The organism is Bartonella sp. AD13SXNS, assembly GCF_042196465.1.
GTDB lineage: Bacteria > Pseudomonadota > Alphaproteobacteria > Rhizobiales > Rhizobiaceae > Bartonella.
Genome location: NZ_JBHIQI010000002.1, coordinates 250,261 through 265,061, shown reverse-complemented (window position 1 = coordinate 265,061; position 14,801 = coordinate 250,261). Strand labels below are relative to the sequence as shown.

Sequence of the window (14,801 nt, the reverse complement as noted above, 5' to 3'; positions counted from 1 at the left end):
GACCCAATCACCCGAGTGTATTACCAAAGATTTTCACGGAACATAATGAATCCTCCTTTTGTAGAAGTTATATGTATTATACATATAACTTGTTATATGAACAGGCTAACTTGTTTAAGAGGCGATGTTAAAGATAAAAATATAAAAGAACTTTCTCTTGCTGTCTTATGGTCTGAGATTGTAATTGGTATCCTGTTTTACTTGGTCGGGCTATGAATGCTTAGAGCGAGAAAAAGCAAGGTATTTTAATGGATGTGCGGGGCATCATTGTTATGTTGCTGGAACTTGGAATTTGCGTCTGGTTATGAAATATCATTAGCGCAAAAAGATGGTTTTAAAGGTAGAGATACATTTTTTATATCCCTGTAAAACTTCGAGAAGAGATAGAATTATCTATTAGAAAACATATAAATGTTCAGTGTGATAATATTATCGAATTACATAACATCATCGCTCTTGCCCGCTATTTTGACATATTATCTAAAATCTCATTGAGATTGTGCCATGTACTGGCAAACGGGGATAGATCGCGTTTTGGTATGACTGCGACGAAGTTACATGCTGCATTATCTTTGCTAGAATCCAATAGGATTAGGCTTAATGGGGTGCATTTGCATGTGGGCTCTAATGTGAATTCGACTGAGTTAATAGTATCTACCTTAACTAAGGCTGGAAAGGATATTTACGCATTGAAGGATCAGATAAGTTTTTATCAGTCTAGGTAGGGGATATCCGACTTCCACAGCGTTCTGCGATGCCGTGACGGTCAATGACGAATATTCTCGTAAAATTTAAGAGGCATTGTCACAATTGGGTTGTGATTTACATAAGCTTACGGTAATTATTGAATCTAGGCGTATTATATCTGAAGATTATGGTTATTTATTTTCAAATATTAGCTCTATAAAAGAGCGGAATGGTACGAACTTAATTACAATCTGGGCTCTGGGGGGCGTGTGCTTGGTCTGCACAGTATCACGAGAATAGAGTGCCACAAATTTTGTCTTTTCGAGATATGAGCGGTGAATTTAGTTTAGCGGATGTCGTTGGTTCAAATTGTTATGAGTATGATATTCTTGTAAGAGATGTATCTATTAAGAGATATATCTATCCCATTGGATTTATCCTTAGATGACAAATTTATGCTGTCGGCATGTAGGAGCTATGATATCATAAATGCGCCAGATTGGATTCGAATGCGGACTCAAATTATTATTTTTTGAAGAAAATGACTATTCGTATGGAGTTTATCGCTTTGCTTATTAGGTATTGTACTTTGTTGGAGTGCATCTAGTCATAAAGTGCTTTCTGGTTTATGGTGAATCTTTAGTTGCGAGTGGGTAGTTTGGTAGGAGGTTATTCCAAAGTGTGGTCGTTTTAGGGGTGTTGCGATAGTTGCTGTCGAATAAAGGAGATATTCTGCAGTTGTATAAAACCTAGTGCGGTGCAAAATGTTCGTGCTTATTTGTAAAATATATTTAATTTGATGCGTCGATCTTTTATACTAGTCAAAAGTTAGCACGCGATGTATCGCGTGCAGTACCGTTTTCCTTTATAAAACTATTTTATTTCTTGTTTTTTCCCTTAAGAAATCAGCATTTCTTAGATTTTTGCGTATGAGTGATAATAGAGCAAAGACTATTCTCTCGTGATTTCCCTTTTTTACTTAAAATGGTTAAATTATTTCAATGAGCAGGGGGGCTTATCTAAAAAGATCTATGCTTGTTTTATTATTTATTTTTCAATGGGATAGAAAATTACCACTTTTGAGTTTGCAAATAGATTTTATAGTAGTCATGAATTTATGGAAAACATCACCAATATAATGTTTACTTGTTCAACTGTAACTTTAGAAGAACAGGCTCGTCATGGCTCAGTTTGACTTCGTATGGATGATACACTCTACAGAATCTTTGAAATACCACGGCGGTAATTGGCTAAGAAAAGTGTTAGAGAATTTCAAGATGACGTTGCTTTATCGTTAGAAGTTTGATTACGCCTGCGTAGGCAATTTCTGAAAGCAGCGTTTTCAGAAAATTTGAGATGGGTTTTGAGTGTGGTGCATAGCCGGTGACAAATTGGCGTGAATATAAGCGTACTTTGCCCGAAGGGGTGCATGAGTTTCCAAGTGCTGCGGTGGTTGTTACAGAATGATTGGAGTATGAAATACTTAACCTTGGCGCGGGGAGGAGAGCAAAGCTTTTTATATCAAAATAATAAATTGACAAAAGCGAGCTAAAAAGTAGCTATAATGTGTACTTCATGTGAAATTTAATTGTTTTCATTTAATACAGGAGGTAAAATTATGAAAACTAAAGATGTGTATAAACCACTGAAAAAAATTCAAATTAAGCGGGTTGATGTTACTTCGCTTAAAGCACAAACAAGTGAGCAGAAAATGACTGCTCGACGCGCCCTTCTGAATTGAGGTTTAAAATATATAAAGCTGGCAGCAAAAAAAGCTGCCAGCTTTATAGCTTTTGGATATATTAATGACGATAGATTATGAAGTTAAAAAGTTGCTCTATGGCTGTGCGGCAATGAGTGGGGTTCGGCTGATTACAGGTTCGTTCCATGCTTTTTTTTTCTTGTCTATGGGCGTTAGTATAACACAGTTAGCTTTATTGCAAATTGTATTTAGCGTCGCTATTTGTATTTTTGAAGTGCCTTGTGGGATTTTAGGAGATAAAATTGGCGTTAAACAAAATGTTATCCTATCATGTTTCTTTTTTTCGCTCTTTTTCTTTTTATGTATCTACGCGCCTAATCTTTCTGTCTTAATTCCGGCAGAAATTATTTATGCTTTAGGCTTTTCTTTATGTTCTGGCGCTGATAGCACATGGATTAAAGGCTTAATCGATAGCGGTGGTTACAAAGGTAGTTTGGTCTACCACCAAGTAAACGCCTATAAGCGGGAACTAACGGCATTCATGAATACGGTTGCTGGTGCTCTAGGTGTTCTTATTGTTTTGTGTATGGATAATTATCAGTCGGCATATTATTTTTGTTCTTTCGGGTTTCTCGTGCTTGTATTCTTGTTTAGTCGGGTGACGGGGATAGCTATTGCATCCGTTTCGGGTAGTCAGCCAATAAAATCGGGTTCTTTGTTGCATGCAACAGAAGCTTTTACTTATTTAGTTACCTCAAAAATCGGGTTATATTATATATTGATATGTGGTTTTATTGTTGCTGCATTGCAGCCAATATTTCATTTTTGGCAACCTTTTATTTTGGGACAAACAGGAGTATTAGACAATGCAACAGGAAAGACTAAAATTCTTATTCTTGGCCTGTGCTTTGTGTCTTATACTCTCGTAAAATACTTATTTAATCGCTTTGTAATTAAATATCTTATGCAAAAATACGCTCCTATGGCGATAACTTTGTGCTCACTCGTTCTGAGTGCTGTTATTATGCTTGCTCTGCTCCTTGTTGCAAACAGTTGGGCCCCCATTATTTTATTCACTGTATTTCACAGTTTTTTTTCTGTCCCTATGACGCAGTTTGAAGCAGAATTTTTTAAACATATTCAACAAAAGAATGCAAATACGGTTTTATCCATTGTTAGTTTTCTTGCACGTATTTTTGGTATTTTAGCGCTTGTGCTGATTGGTTTGTTGGCAAACAATGTTTGTATAGAAGCTGCTTTTTGTTTCACCTTGCTTTGTATATGTTTAATTATCCCGCTTAATTTGGTCTGGCTTTATACTGATAAAAAGTTAATAAAAGACGAGGAGGTTTGAAAGTGAAGATACAGTTGAACAGGGCCTTGCCTGTGACTTACATAAAGACACAGGAAAAAATAGTGTGTGGGTCATCTTATATGGATTTAGTCGAAATTAATAGTTGTCCATCGTTTTTAGTAGAGATGCTTATCGATTTGAATACACCAAATGATTGTGCTGCTATTAGCCAAAAATATCGGGAACGAGCATATCAAGAGGCTTATGATATTGATGTGTTGTTACAAGATCTGATGGAGTATAAAATTATATCTACTGTTTGGGAACAGGATAGATACGATAGACATCGATTGTTTTTGGATATGGCAGGAATGGATCATGATCTTGCTGTGCGGTCTTTACAGCAGGCTAAAATTGGGATAATTGGTGCAGGTGGTATTGGTTCTAACGTAGCAACCCTTTTGGCTGCTGCGGGTATTGGTTATTTAAGGATAACCGATGGCGATCGAATTGAATTATCAAATTTAACAAGGACCACCGCTTTTGTTGAAGCACAGATAGGTCTGCGAAAAGCAGATGCTTTAAAAGCGCGCATTTTTGAACACAACAGTACTTGTCAAGTTGTAACTTTGCCACGTTTACTTGAGGTCGAGGCATTAGATGAATTCTGTTCTTTTTTAATGGGAGTCGACCTTGTTTTATTGTCTGCTGATCCACCGAATGCATTTGAGTTAATGGCTGAGATTCAAAAAAAGATTTCGACTCCGGTTATTAATGCAGGATATTTAGGGCGTTTGGGAGCCATAGGCCCAATGTTTTTTCCAGATTCCGATTTTGGTTTTGATGTGCTCGCTAAAAATACGGATATAGAATGTAGCGAGTTAAGATATAATATAAATAAAAACTATCAGGCTCCTTCTTACGGACCGCTAAATTATCTTGTTTCCTCTATTTGTGCTCATGAAGTAATTAAATACGTATGTGCTGACTCCCGTTTTCTTCATAATAAAAGATTGTTTATTAATCCTGATAATTATGAAGTATCGGTATACGATTACATAAGTGATGAAATTTTACTAGAACATAGTAATGTTTCTCCATCTCAAGATAAGTTACATGATTTTGATGTTGTTGCAGAGCATTATGTGACTTCACGAGAAGTTGATAGCTTAAATAAAATTTTACTCGATGATATAGTTAATAACCTTTTGATAGAAGGATGCTATAGAGCATCCCTAGATATTGGATGTGGAATCGGAACATATTCAAGAATTTTAGAACGTTGTTCGGATATGGTCGTTGGGATAGATACCAATCAAAAGATGTTAGATAGGGCACGAGAATTAGGGGAAGCCATTGAGTATTTAGAAATTGATATTAATAAATATAAGACCGATATGTTATTTGATTGTATCGTTTTGTCGCTTGTACTAGATCATATTTGTGAATATCAAAAATGTATAGAGAAGGTAGCAACGCTGGCGCAACTAGGTGCAAAGATTTTGTGTATCCTCCCTAATCCAGTTAAAGATTCTTGTGTTTCTGGTGTTGATAAAGAAATTATCTTAAAAAAATATTTTTACGAGGGTAAGCAAATTAAAACACGTCTTAATAAAAATGGCAGTATGATATCTCATCTTACGTCTTATAAGCGAACATTATCAAGTTATATTAATGCTTTTTTAGAATATGGTTTTGTTCTAAAGAAAATTGTAGAGCCACAACACCCAGATCCGTTGCAAGCTAGTCATCATGTTCCTTATTTCACAGTTTTGGAGTTTCGGTATGGTTAGGGATTTGCTTTTTTTACAGGAAGACAAGCGAAAATCATTTTCATTTAATAAAGATGTTTGTGAAGTATTTGATGATATGGTGGTGCGGAGTGTTCCTGGCTATGAAAATATTCAAGAAATTATATTGCTGCTTTATACGAAATTTTCAAAAAATAATATATTTATAGATATCGGATGCTCTACTGGAACTACGATACATAAAATATTGAATGAGGGACTTGTGGAGCATTGTTATGGAGTTGATTTATCGCTTGATATGCTTGAGAAAGCGAAAAATAAATGCGCTTCTAATTTAAGCAAAATAACTTTTAGGAGTCATAATTTTTTATCAGATGGTAAATGGCGCTGTATAGAAAATTTAAGGCCGGATTTCATAATACTGAATTTAGTTTTGCAGTTTATTAGACCTGTAGACAGAGAAAAATTTCTCAGAAATATTAAAAGCTCATGTGAGCCTAAGACAACACTGGTTGTTTTCGAAAAAATTGTTTTTCCTAATACACTTATAAATGATATATATATTGACGCTTATTTGCAGTGGAAAGAAAACAATGGATATTCCAAGATTGAAATTGACAATAAAAGAATAGCTTTGGAAAATAAATTAATACCAAATTTTGATAATGAAAATATAGACCTGTTTAGAAATGCTGGTTTTAAGAATATAGAGTGCTGCTTTTCTTTTTTAAACTTTAAAGGGTATCTATGTTATTAATTATAGGAGACATTTTTAATGACAGATTATATCTGAGGGCACGAGATACTAAGATATATCACTTGCAGCCGGCATCTTTGTTACAAAAAAATATTTTTGAATCCCTTACATTTAATAAAAACGTATTATTGCATTCTTTGAATGCTTTAGGTGATTTTTATGGAATTGAAGACAATATTGAAACAATATGTATCAATCATGAAGATGCATTGGGTGATCGGATAAATCGTATTTTTTCTAGCGTAAAATGTATTTTTTCGCAGAAGAATAACCATTGATTTGGTTTGTTTTACGGTCTGGACAAAAAGTTTTTAGTACTCATTTATGACTACCTTAGGACCTATTCCGTGCACCAGCTTGATGGATTATATCTGCTTTTTGAAGGTGTAAACGTTACAACTGATAATGAACTTGTGCAGCATGTCTATAAATTTTTTGACTTCATACGTCTTGCTTTGGCTCCTAACCTTCTTGAGGGCGTGGATGCTAGTGAGTGGAGATTTAAAGTTATGGATACGATATTATATCTAATTGTGTTTTCATCGCATTATCCAGAAAATCATGCTAGGCATTTGCCTCTACAAGATGCGATCGCATTTCTAATTCAGCCAAACTTTACTTTTCGTAAGTTTGCAAATAGGCAAACAAATTTGATAGCTCCTACAGCTCGGAAGCGGATACGTCAAGCTTATGCGGAATCTGGGATTTACTATAATATTCCGTTAGCAGAATCACTAGATCATAAGTCAAAGTATGTGAAAGCAACTGATACAAAAAAGATTTTACGATGGTGGAAGATCGACGATGAAGGACGTTAGTTCAAAGGAAATTGGTCTTATTGTGTTATCATATCCGATTTTTTGGCTTTTTAGATATAAATAACACACCTCCTAGTGGGTTGGAGACTATCAAATGTTGGATCACGCATGGCGCAATTAGCAAAAATTCCTATCTATTGGATTTGGTATGCTCTACTGGATTCTCAGCTCTAAATATTGTGTGCGAAGTGCAATGTCAAGCGGTGGAAATTGATATAAGCGCAGAGTTTGTACCATTCGCTCAGAACAAGGTTGATAGCTCTGTTATGCAGGCGATGGTTAAGTTTCATGTCGGAAATGCTGAGCGTATGTCTTATCCTGAAAATACATTTACGCATATTATGGCGGGGTGAGTGTTTGTAAGCACAGCTGTAAAGGCTACTCACCACCATCCTAGGGTGTTTACTTCTATGTGGATAACAATAGAGTTACAAAATTTGCTTCATATTAAAAGAAAAGTTTCCTTTCTTTTAATTAAGCATTGCTACGACCAAAAGGAAATTAAATATCTCGCTTTTATTATTCTTACCAATGTTTGCTTATATATGATTATTTGAATCGGAATTAGGTTACGTTCTGGTATTTCTCACTGTTTTATATAAGGAGAAGGTTTGCACCGATGTATCGCGTGCAATATCAATTTTTCACTATGGTGATAGGATAGCTTGTTGAGCGTAAAGTTCTTTTACCTTGATGGATCTTATAGTATTCTTCAAAAATATCAGTTGATAAATTTTTTTCGTGTCGTTCATGCAGGGGCTGATACAATAAGAATAGGACTTAATTGTTTTTAAAGTTGGTATGTTATGGCTGTAAAAAATGTTAAACAAATGAAAAGTAAGAATTTTAAATCTGTCTCTCGCTTTCTCAAAAGGTTACGTGGTGTGAATAATTGGGAACAGGTTTCACAATGGCTTTCTTTTCGTAAGGTAGAGGATATTGAATGTATTACGCCTGATCAAGCAGGGGTACCACGGGGCAAGATGATGCTTTCTAAAAAATTTACATCGGAAACATCATTGGCATTGCCTTCAGCAGTTTTTATGGCAACAATTTCAGGGGATTATCCGGAAGATGGTCATGGTTTTGAATATCCTAAAGCAGATGGTGATTTACGCCTTGAGCCTGATCTTTCTACATTAAGCATTGTGCCATGGGAAGATGCTCCTACGGCACAGGTGATTTGTGATCTTGTGTATCAAAATGGTCAGGTTGTGGATTATACACCTCGCAATGTTTTACGAACGGTGGTTCATTTTTACACAAAAATGGGTTTAAAACCAGTTGTTTCACCAGAAATTGAGTTTTATTTAGTACAAAAAAATCCCGATCCTGATTACCCTTTAGTTTCACCGGTTGGTCGCTCTGGGCGTTCAATTGGTGGGGGGCAAGGCTATTCAATTGCTGGGGTTAATGAATTTGATGATTTGATTGATGATATTTATCATTTTTCAGAGGCACAAGGATTGGAAATTGATACCCTCATTCATGAAGAAGGAGCAGGACAGTTTGAAATCAATTTACGTCATGGTGATCCTATTGAATTAGCAGATCAAGTTTTTATGTTTAAACGAACAATTCGTGAAGCAGCACTGAAACATAATATGTATGCGACATTTATGGCAAAACCCATTCAGGGGCAACCGGGTTCTGCGATGCATATTCACCAATCGGTCGTTGATAAGAAAACCGGTATGAACATTTTTACACAGGAGAATGGTGAAGAAAGTGTCAGTTTTCGGCATTTTATTGGTGGATTGCAAAAACATATGCCAGGGGTTCTTGTGATGCTTGCGCCTTACGTGAATTCTTATCGACGTCTTGTACCTGATAATTCGGCTCCTGTTAATTTGCGATGGGGATATGATAATCGGACGACAGCTTTTCGTGTCCCTCGTTCTGCTCCTCAAGCGCGGCGTGTCGAGAATAGGCTTCCTTCATCAGATGCGAATCCTTATTTAGCCCTTGCAGCTTCTTTAGCGTGTGGTCTTATTGGTTTACAGCAAAAAATTGAGCCAGATGAGCCAACGACAAATAATGTAAACGCTGATAATATTGAGTTACCGCGTGGACTCATTGAGGCCGTTAATTTATTTGAACAAGATACAGCAATACGTGCTATTTTAGGGGATGTGTTTGTCAGTACTTATGCTGCAATCAAACGACAAGAGTTTGAAACTTTTATGGAAGTAATTAGTCCGTGGGAGCGTGAATATCTCCTGCTGAATGTTTAAATTTTATGACAACGATTGATGATAATCTAATTTCTCCAGGAATTTCTTGGTATGAAGACACTTTAAAAGAACGTTTCTCTTATCCATGTTTTGATGAACACAGACAGTGTGATGTGGTCATTATTGGAGGCGGTTTTACGGGACTTTCAGCTGCTTATCATTTAGCCAAAGCTGGAGTGGGTGTTGTTTTGTTTGAAGCATCACGTTTTGGTGATGGCGCTTCAGGGCGCAATGGTGGTCAATTAGGAACGGGGCAACGGCAGTGGGTAGAAACATTAGAGAAAAAATATGGTTTTGAGCGCAGTAAGGTTCTGTTTGATTTAGCAGAAGAAGCTAAAAAAGATATTTTATCGTTATGCGCGATGCCTAATTGTCCTTGTGATTTGATAGGAGGACAGCTTTCTGTAACCCATAAAAGGCGTGAGCTTTTCTCTTATCAACGGCATATTGAGGCGATGCAGCGTTATGGCTATCACGCGCTTACTTTTATGGATAAGGCTGAAACATCTGAGCGACTTGGATCAACTTTTTATTGTGGTGGTATTTATGATGCGGATACCGGCCATATAAACCCCTTAAAATTGATTGTTGGGTTAGCAAAAAGAGCCCAAGATGCTGGTGCTAAGCTTTATGAGAAGTCACAAGTAACGACCGTAAGGCGCAAGGGAGACCATTGGAAAGTAATAACAGAAAAAGGCAGTGTAACAGCAGAGCATGTTTTACTTGCAACAAATGGGTATAAACTTGGTCTGGAGCGTTTTATTGAAAAAAATATTGTTTCTATTCGCTCTTATATTGGAGCAACGGACCCATTACCAAAGCATAGTTCAATTCTTATAGGGGGGGAATCGGTTGATGATTCCCGTTTTATGGTTCGCTATTTTCGCAAAAGCATTGATAATCGTCTCTTATTTGGTGGTGTAGAAAGTTATGATAATAAGCATCCTCTAAATTTAGATGAACGTATAAAACGGCAAATTGTTGAAATTTATCCTCAATTACATTCTATCAATTTAAGCCATCGGTGGGGAGCAACGGTTGCCATCACAGTTGAGCGCATGCCCTATGTTCGACAACTTTTCTCAAGGATAACTTATTGTGGTGGTTATTCAGGGCATGGCGTTATGCTGGCTCCTTTCGTGGGAAAATTATACGCAGAATGGTTAACTGGAAAATATGAACGTTTTTCCTATTTCCAAGACTTAAAGATTTCATCTTTTCCGGGGGGACGCGTTTTGCGTTATCCGCTTATATTTTTAGCAATGCGTTGGTTTTCTTTAATGGATCGCCTTTAATGGAAACATTGCTTGAAATGAAGAAAATTAATGGCTTATTTAGTATCTGTCTGCTTTAATGATGAAAGCTTTTATAAGTGATATGGAATTTCATAATCGATTAGAAAAATAAACAAGTTCATGGTGCGTAAAATTATTCCAGTTTCTTCCTTTGATTGTATTGTTTTTGGTGGCAATGGTGATCTGGCGTTGCGCAAGCTTTTGCCGGCTTTGTATCATTGTCAGTGTGCTGGGCAATTCAGTGAGCCAACACGTGTTATTGGGGTTTCGCGCACTTCCTTAAGTTGTGAAGAATATCAAAATTTTGTTCGCATTTCTTTAGAAAAACATATCCATCCAAAAGATCTCAATTCAACAGAACTCAATCGTTTTCTTGCACGTTTAAGCTATGTTTCTGTTGATGTTACCTCAAATCGAGGGTGGAAGGATTTAGCCCTCCTTCTGTCACAAGATTCAGCAGATATTCGAGCTTTTTATTTGGCTGTTGGTTCGTCACTTTTTGCTGATATTGCGATGAAGTTGGGAAAAAATAATTTGGTGACAGCACAAACACGGATTATCATTGAAAAACCAATTGGTTGCGATGTAAAAACAGCTATTTCACTTAATGATGTATTTGCAAGCGCCTTTAATGAAGAGCAGATCTTTCGCATTGATCATTATCTTGGGAAGGAAACTGTTCAAAATTTAATGGCATTGCGGTTTGTTAATACACTTTATGAACCGCTATGGAACTCCAATTATATTGATCATGTTCAAATAACCGTTGCTGAATCTTTAGGGTTAGAGGGGCGTACAGAATACTATGAAAGCACTGGTGCTCTACGCGATATGGTTCAAAACCATATGCTACAGTTACTTTGTTTGGTTGCGATGGAAATACCATTTACCAACAGTGCTAATGCTGTGCGCGATGAAAAACTTAAAGTTTTACATTCTTTAACACCGCTTGATGTCCATAATGTAGGGCAGCATACTGTACGTGGGCAGTATCTTTCTGGTCTATCAAATGGTATATCGGTAGAGTCTTATTTTGATGATCTAGGAAGAGTGAGTAAGAGTGAAACATTTGTAGCACTTAAGGTTAAGATTGATAACTGGCGTTGGGCTAATACGCCTTTTTATTTACGAACAGGTAAGCGCATGTTCACGCGAATGTCTGAAATTGTTGTGGTTTTTAAACCTATTCCTCATAATATTTTTAATGTGGATTTAGATGAAATTTTTTCTAATCGGCTTGTAATTCGTCTCCAACCTGATGAAGGTGTAAAACAATGGTTGATGATTAAGGATCCAAGTTATGGCGGTATGCGGTTTCGTCACATTCCATTAGACATGAGTTTTGCTTCCGCATTTTCTGAACGTAATCCTGATGCTTATGAACGTTTATTAATGGATGTTATTCGTGGAGATCAAACACTGTTTATGCGTCGTGATGAAGTTGAGGCTGCTTGGCGTTGGATTGATCCAATCATTGAGGGATGGGAAGCAATAAAACAGCCTGTTCACAGTTATAACGCTGGTTCGTGGGGTCCGTCTGCTTCGATGAGCCTCATGGAACGTGATGGACGTATATGGAACAATTTAGTTTAGAGCAATAAGTATGTATAGAATGAATATTGATCGTTTAGACTTTGAAACCCCTCAGACTTTAGCTTTGGCATTAGCAGATCGAGTAGCCGCCGAGCTTAGTGTATCTGTTCTTGAGCGCAAGAGAGCAGTTTTAGCGGTGTCTGGTGGTAAAACACCAGAATTGTTTTTTCATTATTTGTCAAAAGCGGATATTGATTGGCAAAAGATCATTATCACTTTGGTCGATGAACGTTTTGTCCCTACACACGATGAACGTTCAAATGAACATATGGTACGGTGTCATTTGTTACAAAATTTTGCCGCAAAAGCACGTTTTGTAGGGCTTTATCATAAAGCAATTACTGCTGAACTTGCTGCTTTTTCAGCGGCGAGTCGTGTTAATACTTTGCCTAAACCCTTTGATGTTGTTGTTTTAGGAATGGGGGAGGATGGACATACGGCTTCTTTTTTTCCTGATGCTGATCGTTTAAAGCAAGCGCTTGATTTACGAACACAAGCACTTGTTTTACCCCTTCATGCTAAGAGTGCTGTTGAGCCAAGACTCTCACTAACTTTGCCAGTTATTATGCAATCTCGTTGCATTATTCTCCATTTCGAGGGTTTTCAGAAACGCGATTGTTTTGAGGAAGCTTGTCAAGATGGGGCTGAAACAGAAATGCCTATTCGGGCGATTTTGCGTAATTCCCCTCATCTCGTTCAGGTTTATTGGTCGCCTGCAGAAAATGAAATAAGTGAATCAAAATATGCGACACAAGGTGAATAAAACGTAATCTCTCTCAATGAATGAGGGGAAGAAACAATGAAAGGGGGAGAGAAATATGGCACTTTCCAAGACAATTTCTACAGTTACACGAAGGATTTATGAACGTTCTCGATCAACACGAGAAATTTACTTAGATCGTATTGCGAAAGCACAAGTTCATCGCCCCAAACGGAGTTTTTTAGGATGCGCCAATCAGGCTCATGGCTTTGCTGCTTGTGGTGCAATAGATAAAGAGCGTTTGAAGGGAAATATCGTTGGGAATATTGGCATTATCACGGCATATAATGATATACTTTCAGCACATCAACCTTTTGAAAAATTTCCTCACTTAATTAAAGAGTCGGCCCGTATGGTTGGTGGTGTTGCACAGGTTGCAGGTGGTGTTCCCGCGATGTGCGATGGTGTTACGCAGGGAAATGCGGGGATGGAGCTTTCCCTTTTTTCGCGTGAAGTAATTGCAATGGCAACAGCTATAAGCTTATCACACGATGTCTTTGATGCAGCATTGTATCTTGGGGTGTGTGATAAAATTGTGCCAGGTTTATTGATTGGTGCCCTAACATTTGGTCATTTACCAGGAATTTTTATAGCTGCTGGTCCTATGACAAGTGGTCAAGGTAATGATGAAAAAGCGAAGATACGTCAACTTTACGCAGAAAATAAAATAGATCGTCAAACACTTCTAGCATCAGAAGCACGTTCTTATCATGGACCAGGAACATGTACATTTTATGGAACAGCTAACTCTAATCAGGTGATACTGGAGATGATGGGGCTTCATATGCCGGGAGCTTCTTTTATTAATGCGAATACACCGTTGCGTGATGCTTTAACAAAAGAAGCCACGAAACGTGTACTTGAAATGACAGATCTTGGTGATCATTATAGTCCACTTGGAATGATCATTGATGAGCGTTCTTTTGTGAATGCTATTGTAGGATTAAATGCAACAGGAGGTTCTACCAATCATACGATTCATTTGATTGCTATGGCTGCTGTTTGCGGTATTAAATTGACATGGCATGATATTGCAGAAATTTCATCCGTTGTGCCTCTTTTAGCGCGCATTTATCCTAACGGTTTAGCAGATATCAATCATTTTTATGCTGCGGGGGGGATGGGATTTATTATTCGCGAGCTTATTGAGGCAGGTTTGGTACATGAAGATGTTTCTACGGTTTTTGGTAAAGATCTCAATGCTTATGCAATTGAAGCAAAGCTTTCTGCTGATGGTCATGTGGTACGTGAAGCGGCTCTCAAGGAAAGTGGTGATTATAAGGTGTTAGCGGGGTGGAGAAAGCCATTTCAGCCTGAAGGGGGTATTCGCGTTTTATCGGGAGATTTGGGAACAGCTATTATAAAAGTTTCCTCTGTTAAACCAGAGTATTGGCAGATTAAAGCACCAGTCTTTGTTTTTAATGATCAAGAAGAACTACAAAAATCTTTTAAATCTGGAGCGTTGCATGATAAAGATTTTATCGCTGTTATTCGCTATCAAGGACCAAAAGCCAATGGTATGCCAGAGCTTCATAAGTTAACGACCATGTTAGGCGTTTTACAAGATCGCGGTCAAAAGGTAGCATTGATAACCGATGGTCGTATGTCAGGGGCATCAGGAAAAATTCCTGCTGCTCTCCATGTGACACCAGAAGCAGTGGATAATGGCCCCATTGCACGTTTGCAGGATGGTGACATTGTTTTCCTTGATGTTCATGGGGGTAAATTAACTCTTTTGGAAGATTTAGCAAAATTTAACGCGCGAACAACCACGCCTCCTGATCTTTCAAAAAACGAATATGGTGTTGGACGCGAACTTTTTCATGTGTTTCGTCAATCCGTTAATCGTGCAGATCAAGGGGCATCTGTTTTTATGACATGACGAATGTAAAAATGGTAAATCATATGCA

Annotated in this window: 12 protein-coding genes; all 12 read left to right on the top strand. The window is 37.4% G+C overall.

The annotated features are described in order from the left end of the window. Positions 1–350: 350 nt before the first annotated feature. The 12 genes from ACFIMQ_RS03100 (at position 351) to edd (ending at position 14,773) form a co-directional block, all read left to right on the top strand. Entirely contained in the window at positions 351–725 is a 375-nt protein-coding gene (locus ACFIMQ_RS03100; RefSeq protein ID WP_375703387.1) for a hypothetical protein, read from the top strand. A 1,580-nt stretch (positions 726–2,305) separates the two neighbouring features. Further along, entirely contained in the window at positions 2,306–2,428 is a 123-nt protein-coding gene (locus ACFIMQ_RS03095) for a hypothetical protein (protein WP_375616367.1), read from the top strand. Between the two features lie 64 nt (positions 2,429–2,492). Then, a complete protein-coding gene (locus ACFIMQ_RS03090) occupies positions 2,493–3,743 on the top strand; it encodes an MFS transporter (RefSeq protein WP_375616366.1) in 1,251 nt (416 codons plus the stop codon). Positions 3,744–3,745: 2 nt separating this feature from the next. Beyond that, the gene (locus ACFIMQ_RS03085; protein WP_375646367.1) at positions 3,746–5,476 is read left to right on the top strand and encodes a ThiF family adenylyltransferase; all 1,731 of its coding nucleotides are present in this window, start codon (positions 3,746–3,748) and stop codon (positions 5,474–5,476) included. Beyond that, complete coding sequence (locus ACFIMQ_RS03080) at positions 5,469–6,191, top strand: methyltransferase domain-containing protein (protein ID WP_375616363.1); 723 nt, start codon at positions 5,469–5,471, stop codon at positions 6,189–6,191. Before ACFIMQ_RS03085 ends, ACFIMQ_RS03080 begins: the two co-directional genes overlap by 8 nt. Positions 6,192–6,538: 347 nt before the next feature. Next, entirely contained in the window at positions 6,539–7,009 is a 471-nt protein-coding gene (locus tag ACFIMQ_RS03075) for a hypothetical protein (protein WP_375616362.1), read from the top strand. An 11-nt stretch (positions 7,010–7,020) separates the two neighbouring features. Further along, positions 7,021–7,362: a class I SAM-dependent methyltransferase gene (locus tag ACFIMQ_RS03070; RefSeq protein WP_375703369.1), complete on the top strand. Its 342-nt coding sequence runs from the start codon at positions 7,021–7,023 to the stop codon at positions 7,360–7,362. Between the two features lie 453 nt (positions 7,363–7,815). Beyond that, the gene (locus tag ACFIMQ_RS03065) at positions 7,816–9,243 is read left to right on the top strand and encodes a glutamine synthetase family protein (protein ID WP_375703368.1); all 1,428 of its coding nucleotides are present in this window, start codon (positions 7,816–7,818) and stop codon (positions 9,241–9,243) included. Between the two features lie 5 nt (positions 9,244–9,248). Further along, complete coding sequence (locus ACFIMQ_RS03060) at positions 9,249–10,538, top strand: NAD(P)/FAD-dependent oxidoreductase (protein ID WP_375703367.1); 1,290 nt, start codon at positions 9,249–9,251, stop codon at positions 10,536–10,538. Positions 10,539–10,658: 120 nt separating this feature from the next. Then, positions 10,659–12,131 (top strand): glucose-6-phosphate dehydrogenase, encoded by a 1,473-nt coding sequence (zwf, locus tag ACFIMQ_RS03055; RefSeq protein ID WP_375703366.1) that lies wholly within the window; start codon positions 10,659–10,661, stop codon positions 12,129–12,131. A 10-nt stretch (positions 12,132–12,141) separates the two neighbouring features. Further along, positions 12,142–12,894 (top strand): 6-phosphogluconolactonase, encoded by a 753-nt coding sequence (pgl, locus tag ACFIMQ_RS03050; RefSeq protein WP_375616357.1) that lies wholly within the window; start codon positions 12,142–12,144, stop codon positions 12,892–12,894. A 55-nt stretch (positions 12,895–12,949) separates the two neighbouring features. Then, the gene (edd, locus tag ACFIMQ_RS03045; RefSeq protein WP_375703365.1) at positions 12,950–14,773 is read left to right on the top strand and encodes a phosphogluconate dehydratase; all 1,824 of its coding nucleotides are present in this window, start codon (positions 12,950–12,952) and stop codon (positions 14,771–14,773) included. The last annotated feature ends 28 nt before the right edge of the window (positions 14,774–14,801 follow it).

Bases quoted from the DNA above. Each gene is read 5' to 3' on its own strand.
- ACFIMQ_RS03090 (WP_375616366.1), top strand. From the start codon at position 2,493: ATGACGATAGATTATGAAGTTAAAAAGTTGCTCTATGGCTGTGCGGCA.
- ACFIMQ_RS03065 (WP_375703368.1), top strand. From the start codon at position 7,816: ATGGCTGTAAAAAATGTTAAACAAATGAAAAGTAAGAATTTTAAATCT.
- ACFIMQ_RS03080 (WP_375616363.1), top strand. From the start codon at position 5,469: ATGGTTAGGGATTTGCTTTTTTTACAGGAAGACAAGCGAAAATCATTT.
- edd (WP_375703365.1), top strand. From the start codon at position 12,950: ATGGCACTTTCCAAGACAATTTCTACAGTTACACGAAGGATTTATGAA.
- ACFIMQ_RS03060 (WP_375703367.1), top strand. From the start codon at position 9,249: ATGACAACGATTGATGATAATCTAATTTCTCCAGGAATTTCTTGGTAT.
- zwf (WP_375703366.1), top strand. From the start codon at position 10,659: ATGGTGCGTAAAATTATTCCAGTTTCTTCCTTTGATTGTATTGTTTTT.
- ACFIMQ_RS03095 (WP_375616367.1), top strand. From the start codon at position 2,306: ATGAAAACTAAAGATGTGTATAAACCACTGAAAAAAATTCAAATTAAG.
- pgl (WP_375616357.1), top strand. From the start codon at position 12,142: ATGTATAGAATGAATATTGATCGTTTAGACTTTGAAACCCCTCAGACT.